Genomic DNA, 16117 nt, shown 5'->3' on the forward strand with positions numbered 1-16117 from the left:
GAGTCCCTGGCGGCGTACTCCAGAGAAGCAGGTAGAGATTCGTCTCTACCTGCTTTTTTGCATTTTCCGTACTCATTCACGTGCTCCTCTTCAGCGCTGTGGATCATGGTTTGCGAGCCCGAGGACATCCCTGGGATTAAGGGGTCAGGCCGCTGCAGCCGCGGTGTGGTGGCCCCAGGCGGTGGCCTCGTCGTAGAGGCTGCTGGTGGCCAGACAGCCGTGAAGGATCCCGACGAGACGGTTGCCGACGTGCCGTAGAGCGGCGTTGTGCGGGAGTCCGCGTGCGCGTTGGCGGTCGTAGTAGGCACGTGCGCCTGCGAGAGCAGCCATCGCCTGGCGCATCAGTGCGTCGATGAGTCTCGTGTTTCGCACGTAGCGGGCGTTGACGGCGTGCTCACCGCGGCACTGCGAGGACGTGCCGCGGTGCTCGACGGTGAGGTCGTGGTCTACAACGAGGCCGGGCAGATCGACTGCGGCCTGCTTCAGCAACGTCGCGGACGCTTCCAGAAGCGCGACCCGCTCGGCCCGCCGCCGAGGGGCGCCGATCCGCATCAGTTGGATGAGCGCTCCCTCTATCGCGCACTCGTGCGATCGCCGGCGCGGCCATGTGGGTTGAGTCCGAAGAGGACGAGGGTGAGCCAGCGGGTGCGTGTCGTCGGTGGACAGTCGGTGGGTACGGAAGAAAAGAGCAGGTAGATGTCCGCGACGCTGACGTCCGGGTGGAGATCGCCGTCGGACTGGGCAGTGCGGATGAGGTGTGCGAGGGCCACGCTGGCACGGTCCTCGTCGGCCTTGTCGGGGACGGCGCCGAGCGTCTGAGTCGCCGCCTTGATGGCCTGGTCGGTCGCGGCGGCCTCGATGAGGCGGGCCAGGAAGCCGGCGAGTTCGTCCCACGCCCGCCCTCCCGCCGCGACGCGCCCACAGGCGGCCTCGATGTCGTCGGCGATCCGCGCGACGAACTCCTCCATGACGGCGGCGACCAGGTCGGTCTTGGTCGGGAAGTGGCGGTACAGGGTGCCCACGGCCACCCCCGCCGCTGTGGCGATCTCGTCCATCCCCACGTCCGGGCCGTGCGCGGTCACCTGCTCACGAGCGGCGGCAAGGATCTTCTTGCGGTTGCGCACGGCATCGGCGCGCAGCGTCCGACCTTCGGTCACGGCTTCTCCTCACGTAGTCCATCCACGCCTTGCCGGAAGATGAATCATGGTTCATGATAAAGTCGAACCATGGTTCATCTTACTTCCCGGACGGACGCAAGGGGAGACACATGGCCGAGAAGGTCTGGTTCATGACCGGCTGCTCACGCGGCTTCGGCCGACTGTGGGCGGAGGCCGCATTGAAGCGGGGTGACCTGGTCGTCGCCACGGCACGCGACGACAGCCAGCTCAAACCGCTGGCCGAGGCGTTCCCCGACACCGCGCTGACCCTGCCGCTGGACGTCACCCGGCGCGGCGCCGTGTTCGACGCCGTGGCCGCCGCCCACGACCACTTCGGGCGACTCGACGTGGTCGTCAACAACGCCGGTTACGCCTTGCGCGGCGCTGTCGAGGAAGTCCGGGAGGCCGATGTCCGGCAGTTGCTGGACACCAACCTGCTCGGAGCCTTGTGGGTGACGCAGGCGGCGCTGCCGTTGCTGCGCGAGCAGGGAAGCGGCCACGTCGTGTCGGTGTCCAGCGTGGCCGGACTGGTCGGCGAGCCGACCCTCGGCCTGTACAACGCCTCCAAGTGGGCGCTGGAGGGCATGATGGACGCCTTGTCGCGGGAGGTCGCCCACCTCGGCATCAAGGTGACCCTCATCGAACCCGGCCCCTACGCCACCGAGTTCGCCAGCGCCGCGTCCGTCAAGGCCTCCCCCGAGATCCCCGCCTACGACGAGGCTCGCCGAGCCCTGCTCGCGGGCTTCGATCCGGCGGACGTCGCCGACCCCGCCGCCACCGCGCCCGCCGTGTTCGCCGCGATCGACGCCACCGAGCCACCGCTGCGACTGACCCTGGGCAAGACGGTCCTGCCCAGGGTCCGCAGCCAGTACACCGCACGACTGTCCACCTGGGACGAATGGACCGACGTGTCCGCACGCGCCCACGGCAACCTCTGACGAGACTGGAGCAAAACGATCATGAAAGCAGCCGTGTACCGCGAGAACGGCGGTCCCGAGGTGCTCAGCTACGAGGAGGTCGCCGACCCCGTGCCCGGCGCCGACGAGGTGCTGATCCGTGTCGAGGCGATCAGCATCGAGGGCGGTGACCTGCTCAACAGGCGGATGGTCCCGCTCCCGCACAGCCCCCACATCGTCGGCTACAGCACCGCGGGCACGGTGATCGCCGTCGGTAAGCACGTCACCGATCTGCGGGTCGGCCATCGCGTGAGCGCCTTCGGAGAGACCGGGTCGCATGCCGAACTCCGGGTGGTGCGGCCGGATCATTGCTGGGTCCTGCCCGACGGTCTCGACGCGGCGGCGGCGGCGTGCGTGCCGGTCGCGTTCGGCACCGCCTACGAGGCGCTGTTCGAGCGGGCCGCGGTCACCACGGGCAGCACCGTGCTGGTGCAGGGCGTGACGGGCGGTGTCGGTTTCGCCGCGGTGCAGCTCGCGGCGAAGGCCGGGGCGCGGGTCATCGGGACGGGGTCGAGCCGGCGGCAACTCGATGCGTTGCGCCGGCTCGGCCTGCACGACGGCATCGACTACACCACCGAAGACGTGCGCCAGCGCGTCCTGGACCTCACCGACGGCGCCGGTGTCGACCTGGTCGTCGATCCCGTCGGCGGTCCGATGACCCAGGAGCTGATCCTCGCCACACGCGAGGGCGGCACGATCAACTTCGTCGGAGGCTCAGCCGGCCAGCCCCTGATCGACCCGGTCACCCTCGCCATGGGCGACCGCACGATGAAGGGCTTCATGCTCAGCAAGATCTTTCACACGCCTCGCGTGCGCGCCTACCTCGCTGACATCTTCCGCCGGGTCGCCGAGGGCGACCTCGAGGTGCTCGTCGACCGGACCTTCCCGCTCGCCGACGCCGCCGACGCGCACCGCTACGCCGAGCAGCGCGGCCGTCTCGGCCGGGTGGTCATGACGCCGTGACGGCCCGGTCACACGACAACGACCTCCACAACCAGTGATCAGGAAAGAGAAGGCAGCCATGACGCTGCCCATGCAGATCGACTTCAACGAGGAAACCGGCATCAGCGCGATGACGGTCGACATCCCCGTCGACGCCAGCGCGGCCTTCGCGTGGGATGCCGTGGACGACATCTACGCAGTGCACAAGCGGCTCGTCTACCAGACGACCGAAGGCACTCCCCTGACCCACCACCTGGGCACAATGGTCGTACGCGAGGACGACACGGGTGTGCACCTCGTCTGGACCACAGAGTTCGCCCCGGCTTCGCAGCACGACTGGGCCACCAGCCTCATGAATGAATTCGCTGAGCTCATGAAGAAGACCCTCGACGCGGCCTACGCCAGCCAGCTGTGAAGTGTGGGCACCGGCCGGCTCAGCCGAGTCACAGCGAGCTCGCTGAGCCGGCCGGGCGTGGACATGGACCAGCTCGACAACCTCTTCACGCTGCGCCGGATCGACGACCGCGGCAAGACCCAGGCGGCGAGCAGAGCGACCGGCTCCAGTTCGACGCGCACGGCCCTCATCGTGAATTCAGGATGATTTCCTTCAATTCCATCAGAGTCTGGATCCGATAGCCGGCTCCAGAGAAATCCTGTCCTTTCGTGAATTCATTGTGGACGACGGCACAGTCGATGCCGGCCGCCACCGCCGAGCGCAGCCCCCTGGCCGAATCCTCGACGACCAGAGTCTCCTCCCTGCTCGCCCCCATCCGGTCCAGCCCGGTCAGGTACGGCTCCGGGTGCGGCTTGGCGAGCGTGTAGTCCTCGCGCGCAAGAACGAAGTCCATGAACTGACAGATCTGGCGCTTCTCGTGGATGATGTCGAAATCCGCGCGCTTCGCGGTGGTCACGATGGCCATGCGAACGAACTTCGACAGTTCGGCCAGGGTTTCGACGACACCTTCGATCTCGATCGACTCGGTTCTCAGGTACTCCTGGTAGTAGGCGTCCCGGACCGCGCGTTGCCTGCCGATGGTCTGCTCGTCGACACCTGCGGCCTCGGCCCGGGCCCAGGTCCCGAGCCCCTGACTCATGTCGCTGAGGTACTCATCCTTGTCCAGGGTCACACCGATCTCGGCGAGAGCGCGTGCTCCCGCCTGGAAGTACCAGAACTCGGTATCGACCAGGACGCCGTCGTGATCGAACAGCAGGTAGCGCTTCACTGCCCTCATCCTCATCGATCGCCCATTCGCCGGCCATCACGAACCTCGTCACCACTTGCTGGAGGTGACGATCGCCTTCAGCTGCTCGAGGGTCAGTGGCGGCTGCTGCGCGTGGAACTTGCCACCCGGCGTGCCGATCACTGCGCCCGCGGGGTCTTCCTGGTTGCTGACCTGCAGAAAGACCATCGTCCCGTCGGGCCGCTTGAGGCACGCCAGGTACGACGCCGCGCCGGGAGCCGGCCGAGCTGTCTCGGTCGCCAGTCGGGAGCCGTCGGGCAGCGTGCTGACGACACAGTCCGTCTGAATGTAGGTCCTGCACCACGTCTCGGGCCTGGAATCGCCGGCGGGATGGACCGACAGGCTGAAGCTCCCGGTGGCGCCCGAAGAGGTCAGGGTGCCGTAGATGAGCGCGTAGGTGGTGGCGTCCGGCTCCCTGTCCAGCGGTATCGCCACCACCCCCGTCCCCAGGTTGTTCGACGGAGACGCGGGACCCAGGACGTTTTTCGAGATCACGTCGATGGTCGCGGTGTCGCCGAGCACCACCTTGAACCGGGCGATCAGGTCTTCCGCGGAGTGGGGAACCGGATCACGCGACGTGGTCGTGGACGGTGCGGTGGTCGGCGGGCCGGCGGCCGGCGTGCCGGAGTTGCTCGGGGCCAGCCACACCACACCCGCGAACAGGCTCGCCACCGCGACGACGCTGGCCGCGACGGGGACCAGCCGCATAGCACGTCGCGGCCGCACGACCGGGGCCGTGGCCGTGGCGTCGATGCGCCGCTCCAACTCGGCGAAGGCGTCGTGGAGGGTGCGAAGGTCGCTCATGAGGTCTCCTGGAAGTCGGGGGCGGTGACGGTGAGGTCGATGCGCAGAACCTGGAGTGCCCGATGGATCTGGCTGCGCACGGTCGGCTCCCGGCACCCCAACTGGGTGGCGATCTCTCTGTCGGACAGGCCCGCGTAGTAGCGCAGGACCACGGCCGCGCGCTGCTTCCTGGGCAGGCCGGCGAGGCGGCTGATCATCGCGTCGCGCTCGGCCCGCTCGTCCGCGCCGTCGGAGATCACCATCGGCTCGACCTCGGCGCGCGGGGACGTGCGGGTCAGCATTCTGCGCCAGGACAGGTACTCGTTGACGACCATCCGCCGCACGTAGGCGTTCGGCTCGTCCACTCCCGAGATCCGTTCCCAGCGCTCGAACGCCCGGCCCAGCACGTCGCTCACCAGGTCCTCGGCCAGCCACCTCTGACAGGTCAGGACCATGGCGAACCGCAACAGCGCGGGACGCTGCCTTGCCACGTACTCAGCAAACTCCACCGGCAACTCCCGATCGTCGACTCGACCTCGATTTCGCACCCCTAATGGAGAAGTGACCCCTAACGTTGCATCTGGTTTCTCAACGGCTGCTGAGAGCCCTCGGCCCTTACATCGGCAGCTGAAGCTAATCTGGCAGACGCCTGAACACGACGTCCGCCAATGGAGAGTGATCTGTGTCCTCGGAGCCGCGGCGGTCCCTGGCGCTGGCGCTGACCACGTTGATCGAGAAGAAGGCCGCGCGGGACGGCTAGACCACCGTCGCCGACCAGGTGATCGGTGAGCACATCGGCAAGTCGCGGACGACGGCGTGGAAGCTGCGGACGGGCCAGGAGACCAACCCGAAGATCGAGACGCTGGAGGCGCTGGCCCGGTTCTTCGGTGTGAGGGTGAGCTACTTCCTCGACGACGACAGCGCGGCGCTGGCCGACGAGCAACTGGACTCGCTGACCGCTGCCCGCCGGCTGCAGCAGGAGCACATCATCATGCACGAGATCGCCCACATCCTGTTCGGTCATCGCGGCACGACGCTCGACGACCTCAGCAGGGACGGACTGTCCGAACTGGACCCCGAGGTGATCGAGGCGGCCCTAGGCCAGGCGAAGCCGGTTGTGCAGCGCCCAGGCCCCCACACCGACGACCAGAGCGGCCAGCGCCACGAACAAGCCGGCCTCGATGGCCTGGAACGACCAGAACCGGTCGTCCGGCTGGAACCCGACCTGGCGCACTACTCCCTGGGCACGCATGCACTCGGTGATGGACGTGTCGCATCCCGCGGGAGAGAACGGGACGTGGTTGCCCGCAGCGTCCACATAGGACGACTCGACGATCCACGCGCCCGCCGGCAGCTTGTCGCTCGTCGACGTGATCGGTGTCGCGTAGGCCGGCCGCAGTGCGTTGCCGATCACGCCGATCACCGGGACGTACGCGATCACCGTGATCACCATGGCGGCCAGCGTGTTGCGCACCAGCAGGCCGAAGGTCGCGCTGAGCGTGAAGGCCAGCGCCGTGTAGGCACCGAGGGTGAGGCCCTGGATCTCGAACGTCGGCGTCACCAGCCGGCCGCCGAACATCACGGACTGCAGCGGCACCGAGGACCACGCGTTGAGCAGTCCGAGCAGGGTCATGCCTGCGATCACCGGCAGCCCCGCGACCAGGATCTTGGTGGCCCACCACCGGGTCCGGCCGATCGACTGGGTCAGGCCGAACACGTGCGTGCCGTGTTCGATCTCGCGGCCGAAGAGCGGTGCGCCGGCGAACATGCCGAGCAGCACGGGCAGTGCGAGCAGCGCGAGGCGCAGGTAGTTGAGGTACGTGCCGTACCGGTCGTCGAGGAGCTGCTCGTCGGTGATCGACCGCGCGTCGAACCGGACGAACGTCATCACCGCGGCCAGTCCGACGATGATGCCGAGACTGAGGAGGATCTGCAGCCGTTGCTGCCGCCACGCCACCCAGGTCATGCCGTCACCTTCTTCGCGGAACGCAGGTAGGCCAGCGCCAGTTCTTCGAGCGACGGCTCGTTGGTGTCCCAGCCGGGAGCGTCGGAGGTGCGGGCGAGCACGGTCGCCTGACGCCCGGTCGTGCGCGCCTCGACCACGCCGTCCGGCAGCACCAGCTCCCGGGATCCGACCAGAAGCCGGTGCTGCGCGAGCAGATCCTCGACGTCGCCCTGCAACTGGACCCGTCCGCCGGACAACAGCAGCAGGTGATCGCACACTCCGTCGAGGTCGGCGATCACGTGCGAGGACAGCAGCACGGTCATGCCCGTCTCGGCGACCTCGGCGAGCACGGTCTGCATGACCTCCTGTCGTGCCACGGGATCGAGGTCGGCCAGCGGCTCGTCGAGCATCAGCAGCTCGGGGCGCCTGCCCATCGCGATGGCGAGCGCGACCCGCGTGCGCTGGCCGCCGGACAGCGTGCCGACCTTCGCGTCGAACGGCACGTCCGCCTCACGCACGAGCCGGTGGGCGTACTGGTCGTCCCAGCCGGGGTTCAGCTTCGCGCCCACCCGCAGCATCTCCTCGACGGTGAAACCCTTGTACAGCGGCTTGTCCTGCCCGAGGAACGCGAGCTGCCGGTTCGTGCCGTGCCTGCCGGGTGCCTGCCCCAGCACACGGATCTCCCCGCTGGTCGGCCGCATCAGCCCCGTGGCGAGGCGCATGAGCGTGCTCTTGCCTGCCCCGTTGGGTCCGATCAGTGCCGAGATCCGGCCGGCGGGCAGCAGGAACGTGCAGTCGCGCAGCCCCCAGCCGCGTCGATAGCGCATGGTGAGCGCCTTCGCGTCGAGCGCGATCGTGGTCAACGTCCTTCTCCTTCGTAGTGCAGGTCCAGTAGTGCTTTGACGAGTGCCTCGACGTACTCGCGGTCCAGTCCGTCCTCCCGTGCCCGCCGCATCCACCCGGCCAGTTCCTCCCGCAACTGGTCGGCGTCCGGCTGGGTCAGCACCGCGGACACGAAGGTCCCCACCCCGCGACGTCCTTCCACGAGCCCGCCGAGTTCCAGTTCCCGGTAGGCCTTCAGCACCGTGTTCGGGTTGATCGAGGTCGTGGCCACGACCTCCTTCACCGTGGGCAGCTGGTCTCCCGGCTGCAGCAGCCCCAGGCGCAACGCGTGCTTGGTCTGGTTGACCAGCTGCTGGTAGGCGGCCACGCCGGAGCGGCGGTCGATCCGGAACTCGATCACCAAAGCCTCTTTATCTAGTTAACTAGTTAAACAACTATCTACCCAACGGAGGCCGGGCTGTCAACACGACGTGTCAGGATCGGGTCATGACCGACCTGCACGAGCTCTACCGCGACCTGCACCGCCACCCCGAACTGTCGCTGCAGGAGTTCCGCACCGCCGGAGTCCTCGCAGACGCGTTGCGGCCGTTGGGTTTCGACGTCACGACCGAAGTGGGCGGCACGGGCGTTGTCGGCGTACTGCGCAACGGCGACGGTCCCGTCGTGATGCTCCGCGCGGACATCGACGCGCTGCCGGTCGAGGAGAAGACCGGATTGCCTTACGCCTCGACCGCACGGGCGACCAATTCCGACGGTGAAGACGTACCGGTGGCGCACGCGTGCGGGCACGACATGCACGCCACGTGCCTGATCGGGGCGGCCGCACAGCTCGCCCAGACCCAGGCGGAGTGGTCGGGAACCCTGCTCGTGGTCTTCCAGCCCGCCGAGGAACTGGGCTGCGGCGCGCGGAACATGGTCGAGGACGGGCTGTTCGACCGGTTCGGCAAGCCGGACGTCGTGCTGGCGCAGCACGTCGGGCCGTTGCCGGCCGGGTTCATCGCGCATGGCAGCGGGCCGGTGATGGCGGCGTCCGACTCGGCGCGGATCACGTTGTTCGGCCGGGGTGGGCACGGTTCGGCGCCCGAGATCGCGGTCGATCCGGTGCTGATGGCCGCGCATGTTGTTGTGCGGCTGCAGGGGATCGTCTCGCGCGAGATCGCACCGTCGGAGCGTGCGGTCGTCACGGTTGGACGGTTGCAGGCGGGCACCAAGGACAACGTGATTCCGGAGACGGCCGAGATCGGGGTCAACATCCGGACGTTCAACGAGCACATCGCCGGCATCGTGCGCGACGCCGTCGAACGGATCGTGCGTGCCGAGGCAGCCGCGTCCGGCGCGCCGCGCGAGCCGGAGATCGAGTGGCACGGCGGTACCCCGGTGCTCGTGTCGGACGAGAGCGCGACCGGCCGGACGGTGGCCGCGTTCACCGAGCACTTCGGCGCGGAGCGGCTGATTCCAGGTGCGACGGTCAACGCCAGCGAGGACGTGGGCGTGTTCGGCTCTGCCGCGGGCGTGCCGACGGTGTTCTGGTTCTTCGGCGGCGTCGACTTCTCGAACTGGGAACCCGGCCGGGCCGTCGCGATGAACCACTCCCCCGAGTTCGCACCGGACATCGAACCGACGCTGAGCACCGGGGTCGACGCGCTGGTCGTCGCCGCGAGGGAGTGGCTCAGGAGCTAGCGATGCCGTCGTACATCACGCGCCGGACCGCCTCGCTGAGCGCGCGCTGGTCTTCCGGCGTGCGCAGCGAGGTGATCGCCGAGCCGAGGATCATGCCGTTGATGGCCCTCGCGGTGTTGCCGACGTCGAGGTCGGCGCGCAGGTAGCCCAGTTCGACGCCGTGCGACAGGTAGGCGGCGGTGAGCGCGGCGGCGAGGTCGAACAGGTCGAGGATCCGTTCCGCCATGGCCCGGTCGATGCCGGGCGCCTCGAACAGCAGCAGCCGCGGGACGCGCGGGTCCTCGCCGAAGATGCGGGCCAGCGCGTCGCCGATGCGCGCGGACTGCTCGCGGTACTCGGCGAGCGTCGACACCGCGTCCGGCGCGTTCTCCGCGGTCAGGGCGCCGGTGATGCGCGCGACCAGCTCGTCCACGACGTGGTCGACGATGTCCCGCTTGTTCTGGAAGTAGCGGTAGAACGTCCCGTGCCCGATGCCGAGGCGCGTGGCCACGTCGGCGATGCCGGTGGCGTGGTAGCCGCGTTCGGCGAAGCAGTCGAAGGCCGCGTCGATGATCTCGCGGCGCAGTTCCTGCTTCTTGCGCTCGGCGCGGCTGACAGGTTCGGCGCTGGACGTCATACCTCCAAGTCTATGACCTGCGAACACTTGTGATCACCTGAGAACTGACATACGGTTCCGGAACTGACATGCGATTCCGTTTCAGCGAGGAGGTCAGGATGGACCCCCAGTACGACGCGGTGGTCGTCGGTGCCGGGTTCGGCGGCATGGGCGCGGCGATCGAGCTCAAGCGGCTCGGCCACCACGACCTGCTGATCCTGGAACGGGAGGACGACCTCGGCGGCACCTGGCACGTGAACCGCTATCCGGGCCTCGCCGTGGACATCCCGTCCTCGACCTACTCCTACTCGTTCGAACCGAATCCGCACTGGTCACGACTGTTCGCGCCGGGCGAGGAACTCAAGCGGTACGCCGAGCACGTGGCGGACAAGTACGACCTGCGCCAGTCGATGCGCTTCGGCGTGACGGTGACCGGTGCGAGCTGGCGGGGCGACCACTGGGAGGTCGTCGCGGGCGGAGAGACGATCACCGCGCGGTATCTCGTGACCGCCACGGGTTTCCTGTCGATGCCGAAGACACCCGACATCGCGGGCATCGACGCGTTCGCGGGCAAGGTGATCCACACCGCCGCCTGGGAACCCGCGGACCTGTCCGGCAAACGAGTCGCGATCATCGGCACCGGCGCCACGGCCGTGCAGCTGATCCCCGAGCTCGCGAAGTCCGCGGCCGCGTTGACCGTGTTCCAGCGGACGCCGATCTGGGTGAGCCCCAAGCCCGACTACCGGATTCCGCGCGGTGTCCGGACGCTGTTCGCACGGCTGCCGTTCGTCCAGCGGGCCGCGCGGTGGCTGGGCAGCTCGGTCCTGGAGCTGATGATGATCTCGGGAGTGGTGCACTACAAGCAGTTGCGGGTCGCGAACCGGCTGGCGGAGTGGTGGTGCCGCAGGCATCTGCACCGGCAGGTCCGCGATCCCCTGTTGCGCCGCAAGCTCACGCCGGACTATTCGTTCGGCTGCAAGCGGCCCACGTTCTCCAACGACTACTTCCGCACGTTCACGCGGCCGCACGTCCAGCTCGAAACGTCCACCATCGACCACATCGACGCCACCGGGCTCGTCACCGCGAACGGCCGGGTGGACGTCGATGTGCTCGTACTGGCAACGGGATTCAACCTCTGGGACACCAACTTCCCGGCGTTCCAGGTGATCGGCCGCGACGGCAGGGATCTCGGCGCGTGGTGGCGGCAGCACCGGTTCCAGGCCTACGAAGGCGTGACGGTGCCGGGCTTCCCGAACTACTTGTCGCTCAACAGTCCCTACTCGTACAGCGGACTGTCGTACTTCACGACGATCGAGTGCCAGATGAAGCACATCCGGCGGCTGTTCACCGCGATGCACTCACGTGACGCCGATCTGTTCGAGGTCACCCAGCAGGCCAACGACGAGTTCCTGGACCGCATGCGCACGAAGGTCACGCAGAACTCGGTGTTCTCGCTCGGCCAATGCGCCACCGCGCACAGCTACTACTTCAACCAGCACGGCGAAGCCACGCTGCTCCGGCCGACGTCGACGATCAGTGCCCACCGGGCAGCGGGCCGTTTCCCGGTGGAGCACTACACCTACTCGTCGATCAACCAGCTCCAAGAGTCCGCCTGATGACCTCCAGGCCGCGGGTCATCGAGTCGGCGATGGGCGCGGCCAGCCGGTCGGGCAGCACGTCCCGGGTCCACACCAGCCGGCAGCGCTGTTCGCCGTCGGGGAACGCCTGCATGGAGGCGTTGTCGTGCTCCGGTTCGACGGAACCGCCGACGATCGAGTAGGCGATCCGGCGCGCGTTGTCGTCGAGACCGATGCGCCGTTCCCTGACCACCGTGCCGTCGGCGAACGTGACGGTCCGGAACTCGCCTTCGGCCTGTGTGTCCACGACGAACCCCGCCGCCATCCGCGAGGGGCCCGTGGCGAACTCGCCGATCACCTTCCACACGTCGTCGGCGCTGGACTCGATCAGGACTTCCAGGCTGATGGAGGCCATCACGCCACCAGGCACAGCAGGTGGCCCTGCGGGTCGGCCAGCACCGTCCACTGCCCCTCGCCGGGCTGGAACTCCGGTTTGGTGGCACCGAGTTCGAGCAACTGCTTGACCGCGAGGTCGAGGTCGGCGACGTGGAAGTCCAGGTGCGCCTGCTTGGTGGAGCTGGGCCACGCGGGCGGCTGGTAGTCGGGCACGCGGAAGAAGGCGAGCTGCACGCCGTCCTCGCCCAGGTAGGCCGAGTCCTCGTCGCTCGAGGTGACCTTCCACCCGGTGACCGCGTGGTAGAACTCGGCCAGCGGACCGGGGTCCGCGCAGTCGAGGACGATCGTGGTGAGCTGGGCCAGTGCCGGCATGGTGTTCCACTCCTTCTCGGGTTGACGCGCACCAGCCTGCGCCGCGACCACCTGCCTGGTCTTGAACATCCTTGCGCCGAAAATTGTCGGACCCCTTCCCTAGCCTGAAGGGGTGCTCTCCTTCATCGACCTCGCGGCACGCCCGGAGTTCACCGTGTCCGCGGTGGACTGCCGCGACGACCACCGCGGCTGGTCGGCCGAGCAGCCGCGCGAGGACGTGCGACTGGTGCTCGTGCGCAGCGGCGGGTTCCGCCGCCGGGTCCGCGGCGTGTGCACCGATCTCGACCGGACGGTCGGCTATCTCGGGCTGCCCGGCGAGGAGGAGCACTTCAGCCATCCCGCCGGCGGCGACGTGTGCACGTCGATCAGCCTGAGACCCGAGCTGTGGCGGTCGTTGGCCGGCGACGCGGCGAGGTTGTCCGGTTCGACGCTGTACGTGAACGGAAAGCTCGACCTGGCCCATCGCCGGCTGCTGGCGGCCGGCTCCGACAGCGCCGCCGAAGGACTGGTCGACCTGGTGGCGCAGGCCGTCCAGCAGGTGGTCACCACGACGGTGCCGGGCGGCGCCGGCGACTCGGCACTGGTCGCGAAGGCTCGTGCCGTGATCGGCGACGACCATCCGGCGTCGGCGAACCTGATTCCGCTCGCCGAGCTGCTCGGTGTCTCGCCCTACCGGCTGAGCCGTGCCTTCACCCGCGAGCTCGGGGTGTCGCTCACCCGCTACCGCAACGGGGTTCGCGTCGCCCGCGCACTGGATCGGTTGGAGGAGGGCGAACCCAGCCTGGCCGTGCTCGCCGCCGATCTCGGGTTCTCCGACCAGGCTCATCTGTGCCGGACGGTGCGCGAACACCTCGGCCACACGCCAACCGCACTGCGCCGACTTCTCGGGGCAAATCGAACATCAAGCCCGACAAGGGAATCTTCGGCAGCAATCCGTCCAAACGCGATCGAATAGTGAGGTGTGAATAAGTTAGCTCTTGTTAAGGATCGCCCGGCAACTCATTCTTTCCCTGCTCCGCCACCACATTCGCCTCAACGAACCACCGGCTCCCCCTGCAACCGAGGGCCGGTGTCTTCGCCCTGCAACGAGGAGAACAAATGCAAGCCAGACGCACATTCGTGCTGGCCGCAGCAGGTTCACTGGTCGCCGCCGTGCTCACCCAGACCGGCGCGCAGACAGCGGTGGCCGCACCGCCGAGCCAGACCGCCGACGCGATGGCCGTGGACGCGGCCGCGAGTCTCGTCGACAGCCGCGCACCCCAGCTGCACGCCAGCGCGAACGACGAGTTCGTCCGCCACGGCGTCATCTCGTCGACGAACGGTCTCAAGTACATCCCCTACGAGCGGACCTACAAGGGGATTCCGGTCGTGGGCGGTGACTTCGTCGTCGTCACCAACGCGACCGGCCAGGTGCTCCAGACGTCGGTCGACCAGAGCGCGACGATCGACCTCCCCAGCACCGCGCCGTCGGTCACCAAGGCGGCGGCCGAGACCACCGCCAGGACGGCCATGTCCACTGTGGACAGCGTGGGCACGGCCGAACAGGTCGTCTACGCGCTCGACACCGCCCCGAAGCTCGCTTGGAAGGTCGCGGTCACCGGCCGGGACGACGAGGGCCCGAGCAAGCTCGACGTGGTCGTGGACGCCGCCACCGGTAAGGTCCTGCGCACGCAGGAACGCGTCATGCACGGCACCGGCACCAGCGGCTGGAACGGCCCGAACCCGGTCACCATCGCCACCACGCAGTCCGGTTCGACGTTCTCGATGAAGGACCCGAACCTGACCAACGTCAGCTGCCAGGACGCGGCGACCAACACGACGTTCACCAAGTCCACCGACACGTGGGGCAACGGCACCCAGACCAACCGCGAGACCGGCTGCGTGGACGTGCTGTTCGCGGCGCAGACCGAGTCGAAGATGCTCACGCAGTGGCTGGGTCGCAACGGTTTCGACGGCAACGGCGGCGGCTGGCCGATGCGCGTCGGCCTGAACGACCAGAACGCGTACTACGACGGCAGCCAGGTCCAGATCGGCAAGAACACCGCCGGCCAGTGGATCGGTTCGATCGACGTCGTGGCGCACGAGCTCGGCCACGGCATCGACGACCACACGCCGGGCGGCATCTCCGGTGCCGGCACGCAGGAGTTCGTCGCGGACGTCTTCGGCGCCACCACCGAGTGGTTCGCGGGCGAGCCGTCGCCCTACGACACCCCGGACTTCCTGGTCGGCGAGACGATCAACCTGGTCGGCAAGGGCCCGATCCGGAACATGTACAACCCGTCGGCGCTCGGGCACGCGAACTGCTACTCCAGCTCGATCCCGAACACCGAGGTGCACGCGGCCGCCGGCCCCGGCAACCACTGGTTCTACCTGCTCGCGCAGGGCACGAACCCGACCAACGGCCAGCCGGCCAGCACCACGTGCAACAACACGTCGATCACCGGCCTGGGCGTCGAGAAGGCCATCAAGATCTTCTACAACGCCATGCTGCTCAAGACCTCCAGCAGCTCGTACCTGAAGTACCGCACGTGGACGCTGACCGCCGCGAAGAACCTCTACCCCGGCAGCTGCGCGGAGTTCAACACCGTCAAGGCGGCCTGGGACGCCGTGAGCGTGCCCGCGCAGTCCGCGGACCCGACCTGCAGCGCGACCGGCACGGTCACCGTCAGCAACCCCGGCAACCAGTCCGGCACCGTCGGCACCGCGGTGAGCCTGCCGCTGTCCGTGAGCGGCGGCACCGCCCCGTACACCTGGTCCGCCACCGGTCTGCCGGCCGGCCTGTCGATCAACTCGGGCACCGGCGCCATCTCCGGCACCCCGACCACCGCGGCCACGTCGAACGTCACGGTGACCGCGACCGACAGCGCGAACAAGAGCGGCACCGCGTCGTTCAGCTGGACCGTCGGCACGAGCGGCGGCACCTGCTCCGGCCAGAAGATCGTCAACCCGGGCTTCGAGTCCGGCACCGCCTCCTGGACGGCGACCTCCGGCGTCATCGGCCAGCACGGCGCGAACGGCGAACCCGCCCGCACCGGCACCTGGGCGGCCCGCCTGGGCGCCAAGGGCACGTCGCACACCGACTCGCTGTCCCAGTCGGTGACGATCCCCGCCGGTTGCAAGGCGTCGCTGACGTTCTACCTGCACATCGACACCAACGAGTCCGGCAGCACCGTCTGGGACAAGCTGACGGTCACGGCGGGCAGCACCACGCTCGGCACGTTCTCGAACACGAACGCGGCGGCGGGCTACGTGCTCAAGACGTTCGACGTGTCCTCGTTCGCGGGCCAGACGGTGACCTTCAAGTTCACCGGCGTGGAGGACAGTTCGCTCCAGACGTCGTTCGTGATCGACGACACGGCCCTCACCCTCAGCTGAATCTCCACCAGGGGTGTGCGGTTGCCGCGATCGTGGACTCGATCGCGGCAACCGCGCGTCGCTCTCAGCCCGCACGTGTCGTCACCAAGCCGGCCCGGCGACCCCGCGCGAAACCCGTTGGGCGCCCTGTGCTAACGTTCTTCATGTCGGAAACGGAAGTGCCCGGCACACAAACAAGCGCCGCTAGCTCAGTTGGTTAGAGCAGCTGACTCTTAATCAGCGGGTCCGGGGTTCGAGTCCCTGGCGGCGTACTCC

The 16117-nt window shown here is 68.2% G+C and carries 20 protein-coding genes and 1 tRNA gene; 8 read left to right on the top strand and 13 right to left on the bottom strand.

All coding sequences use genetic code 11. The annotated features are described in order from the left end of the window. Positions 1 to 144 precede the first annotated feature (144 nt). Together B0F77_RS49500 and B0F77_RS45275 are read right to left on the bottom strand one after the other, a co-directional pair. Positions 145 to 552, bottom strand: coding sequence for a hypothetical protein (locus B0F77_RS49500; protein ID WP_211294365.1), 408 nt, complete (start codon positions 550 to 552; stop codon positions 145 to 147). A gap of 20 nt (positions 553 to 572) precedes the next feature. Then, positions 573 to 1157, bottom strand: coding sequence for a TetR/AcrR family transcriptional regulator (locus tag B0F77_RS45275; RefSeq protein WP_086669234.1), 585 nt, complete (start codon positions 1155 to 1157; stop codon positions 573 to 575). A 110-nt stretch (positions 1158 to 1267) separates the two neighbouring features. Between B0F77_RS45275 and B0F77_RS45280 the strand changes: the two genes are divergently transcribed. From B0F77_RS45280 to B0F77_RS45290, 3 genes are read left to right on the top strand one after another with little or no spacing between them, the layout of a single operon-like run. After that, positions 1268 to 2095, top strand: a complete 828-nt coding sequence (locus B0F77_RS45280; RefSeq protein ID WP_086669235.1) for an SDR family NAD(P)-dependent oxidoreductase — start codon at positions 1268 to 1270, stop codon at positions 2093 to 2095. A 21-nt stretch (positions 2096 to 2116) separates the two neighbouring features. After that, positions 2117 to 3076 (top strand): quinone oxidoreductase family protein, encoded by a 960-nt coding sequence (locus B0F77_RS45285; RefSeq protein ID WP_086669236.1) that lies wholly within the window; start codon positions 2117 to 2119, stop codon positions 3074 to 3076. 58 nt (positions 3077 to 3134) lie between these two features. Then, positions 3135 to 3470 carry an SRPBCC family protein gene (locus B0F77_RS45290; RefSeq protein ID WP_086669237.1) on the top strand — a complete coding sequence of 112 codons (336 nt, stop codon included), beginning with the start codon at positions 3135 to 3137 and terminating at the stop codon, positions 3468 to 3470. On the opposite strand, the gene B0F77_RS45295 is transcribed toward B0F77_RS45290, so the two are convergent. The 8 genes from B0F77_RS45295 to B0F77_RS45325 form a co-directional block, all read right to left on the bottom strand. Continuing rightward, complete coding sequence (locus tag B0F77_RS45295; protein WP_143467271.1) at positions 3452 to 3631, bottom strand: hypothetical protein; 180 nt, start codon at positions 3629 to 3631, stop codon at positions 3452 to 3454. The two genes, B0F77_RS45290 and B0F77_RS45295, sit on opposite strands and share 19 nt — an antisense overlap. A gap of 5 nt (positions 3632 to 3636) precedes the next feature. Continuing rightward, on the bottom strand, positions 3637 to 4278 hold the full coding sequence (locus tag B0F77_RS45300) for an HAD family hydrolase (protein ID WP_086669246.1): 642 nt from the start codon (positions 4276 to 4278) through the stop codon (positions 3637 to 3639). 48 nt (positions 4279 to 4326) lie between these two features. Then, a complete protein-coding gene (locus B0F77_RS45305) occupies positions 4327 to 5100 on the bottom strand; it encodes a hypothetical protein (protein WP_086669239.1) in 774 nt (257 codons plus the stop codon). Then, positions 5097 to 5594: a SigE family RNA polymerase sigma factor gene (locus B0F77_RS45310; RefSeq protein WP_086669240.1), complete on the bottom strand. Its 498-nt coding sequence runs from the start codon at positions 5592 to 5594 to the stop codon at positions 5097 to 5099. The genes B0F77_RS45305 and B0F77_RS45310 overlap by 4 nt, the downstream gene beginning before the upstream one ends. A 53-nt stretch (positions 5595 to 5647) precedes the next feature. Beyond that, positions 5648 to 6103: a hypothetical protein gene (locus B0F77_RS47550; protein WP_143467272.1), complete on the bottom strand. Its 456-nt coding sequence runs from the start codon at positions 6101 to 6103 to the stop codon at positions 5648 to 5650. A gap of 72 nt (positions 6104 to 6175) precedes the next feature. Continuing rightward, positions 6176 to 7045 carry a hypothetical protein gene (locus tag B0F77_RS45315; RefSeq protein WP_086669241.1) on the bottom strand — a complete coding sequence of 290 codons (870 nt, stop codon included), beginning with the start codon at positions 7043 to 7045 and terminating at the stop codon, positions 6176 to 6178. Further along, positions 7042 to 7851 carry an ABC transporter ATP-binding protein gene (locus B0F77_RS45320; RefSeq protein ID WP_086669247.1) on the bottom strand — a complete coding sequence of 270 codons (810 nt, stop codon included), beginning with the start codon at positions 7849 to 7851 and terminating at the stop codon, positions 7042 to 7044. Before B0F77_RS45320 ends, B0F77_RS45315 begins: the two co-directional genes overlap by 4 nt. 32 nt (positions 7852 to 7883) lie before the next feature. Further along, positions 7884 to 8267 carry a GntR family transcriptional regulator gene (locus B0F77_RS45325; protein ID WP_086669242.1) on the bottom strand — a complete coding sequence of 128 codons (384 nt, stop codon included), beginning with the start codon at positions 8265 to 8267 and terminating at the stop codon, positions 7884 to 7886. 86 nt (positions 8268 to 8353) lie between these two features. On the opposite strand from B0F77_RS45325, the gene B0F77_RS45330 reads away from it, so the two are divergent. Continuing rightward, the gene (locus B0F77_RS45330) at positions 8354 to 9547 is read left to right on the top strand and encodes an amidohydrolase (protein WP_086669243.1); all 1194 of its coding nucleotides are present in this window, start codon (positions 8354 to 8356) and stop codon (positions 9545 to 9547) included. Here B0F77_RS45330 and B0F77_RS45335 read toward each other — a convergent pair. Beyond that, positions 9537 to 10163, bottom strand: coding sequence for a TetR/AcrR family transcriptional regulator (locus B0F77_RS45335; protein ID WP_086669244.1), 627 nt, complete (start codon positions 10161 to 10163; stop codon positions 9537 to 9539). The two genes, B0F77_RS45330 and B0F77_RS45335, sit on opposite strands and share 11 nt — an antisense overlap. 98 nt (positions 10164 to 10261) lie before the next feature. Here B0F77_RS45335 and B0F77_RS45340 point away from each other — a divergent pair, with 98 nt between their 5' ends. Continuing rightward, positions 10262 to 11758, top strand: a complete 1497-nt coding sequence (locus B0F77_RS45340) for a flavin-containing monooxygenase (RefSeq protein ID WP_086669248.1) — start codon at positions 10262 to 10264, stop codon at positions 11756 to 11758. On the opposite strand, the gene B0F77_RS45345 is transcribed toward B0F77_RS45340, so the two are convergent. Further along, the gene (locus B0F77_RS45345) at positions 11733 to 12134 is read right to left on the bottom strand and encodes an SRPBCC family protein (RefSeq protein WP_086669249.1); all 402 of its coding nucleotides are present in this window, start codon (positions 12132 to 12134) and stop codon (positions 11733 to 11735) included. The genes B0F77_RS45340 and B0F77_RS45345 overlap by 26 nt on opposite strands. Then, on the bottom strand, positions 12134 to 12556 hold the full coding sequence (locus tag B0F77_RS45350; protein ID WP_245849496.1) for a VOC family protein: 423 nt from the start codon (positions 12554 to 12556) through the stop codon (positions 12134 to 12136). Before B0F77_RS45350 ends, B0F77_RS45345 begins: the two co-directional genes overlap by 1 nt. Before the next feature lie 43 nt (positions 12557 to 12599). Between B0F77_RS45350 and B0F77_RS45355 the strand changes: the two genes are divergently transcribed. The 3 genes from B0F77_RS45355 (at position 12600) to B0F77_RS45365 (ending at position 16113) form a co-directional block, all read left to right on the top strand. Then, complete coding sequence (locus B0F77_RS45355) at positions 12600 to 13442, top strand: helix-turn-helix domain-containing protein (protein ID WP_086669245.1); 843 nt, start codon at positions 12600 to 12602, stop codon at positions 13440 to 13442. 143 nt (positions 13443 to 13585) lie between these two features. Next, positions 13586 to 15862, top strand: coding sequence for a M4 family metallopeptidase (locus tag B0F77_RS45360; protein ID WP_211294366.1), 2277 nt, complete (start codon positions 13586 to 13588; stop codon positions 15860 to 15862). Between the two features lie 177 nt (positions 15863 to 16039). Continuing rightward, a tRNA-Lys gene (locus B0F77_RS45365) sits at positions 16040 to 16113 on the top strand. Positions 16114 to 16117 lie beyond the last annotated feature (4 nt).

The sequence above is a fragment of the Lentzea kentuckyensis genome (assembly GCF_002150765.1).
In the GTDB taxonomy this organism is placed as follows: Bacteria; Actinomycetota; Actinomycetes; order Mycobacteriales; family Pseudonocardiaceae; genus Lentzea; species Lentzea kentuckyensis.

Bases quoted from the DNA above. Each gene is read 5' to 3' on its own strand.
- B0F77_RS45350 (WP_245849496.1), bottom strand. From the start codon at position 12,556: ATGTTCAAGACCAGGCAGGTGGTCGCGGCGCAGGCTGGTGCGCGTCAA.
- B0F77_RS45305 (WP_086669239.1), bottom strand. From the start codon at position 5,100: ATGAGCGACCTTCGCACCCTCCACGACGCCTTCGCCGAGTTGGAGCGG.
- B0F77_RS45360 (WP_211294366.1), top strand. From the start codon at position 13,586: ATGCAAGCCAGACGCACATTCGTGCTGGCCGCAGCAGGTTCACTGGTC.
- B0F77_RS45340 (WP_086669248.1), top strand. From the start codon at position 10,262: ATGGACCCCCAGTACGACGCGGTGGTCGTCGGTGCCGGGTTCGGCGGC.
- B0F77_RS45315 (WP_086669241.1), bottom strand. From the start codon at position 7,045: ATGACCTGGGTGGCGTGGCGGCAGCAACGGCTGCAGATCCTCCTCAGT.
- B0F77_RS45280 (WP_086669235.1), top strand. From the start codon at position 1,268: ATGGCCGAGAAGGTCTGGTTCATGACCGGCTGCTCACGCGGCTTCGGC.
- B0F77_RS47550 (WP_143467272.1), bottom strand. From the start codon at position 6,103: ATGACCGAACAGGATGTGGGCGATCTCGTGCATGATGATGTGCTCCTG.
- B0F77_RS45345 (WP_086669249.1), bottom strand. From the start codon at position 12,134: ATGGCCTCCATCAGCCTGGAAGTCCTGATCGAGTCCAGCGCCGACGAC.
- B0F77_RS45290 (WP_086669237.1), top strand. From the start codon at position 3,135: ATGACGCTGCCCATGCAGATCGACTTCAACGAGGAAACCGGCATCAGC.
- B0F77_RS45335 (WP_086669244.1), bottom strand. From the start codon at position 10,163: ATGACGTCCAGCGCCGAACCTGTCAGCCGCGCCGAGCGCAAGAAGCAG.
- B0F77_RS45285 (WP_086669236.1), top strand. From the start codon at position 2,117: ATGAAAGCAGCCGTGTACCGCGAGAACGGCGGTCCCGAGGTGCTCAGC.
- B0F77_RS45320 (WP_086669247.1), bottom strand. From the start codon at position 7,851: ATGCGCTATCGACGCGGCTGGGGGCTGCGCGACTGCACGTTCCTGCTG.
- B0F77_RS49500 (WP_211294365.1), bottom strand. From the start codon at position 552: ATGCGGATCGGCGCCCCTCGGCGGCGGGCCGAGCGGGTCGCGCTTCTG.
- B0F77_RS45330 (WP_086669243.1), top strand. From the start codon at position 8,354: ATGACCGACCTGCACGAGCTCTACCGCGACCTGCACCGCCACCCCGAA.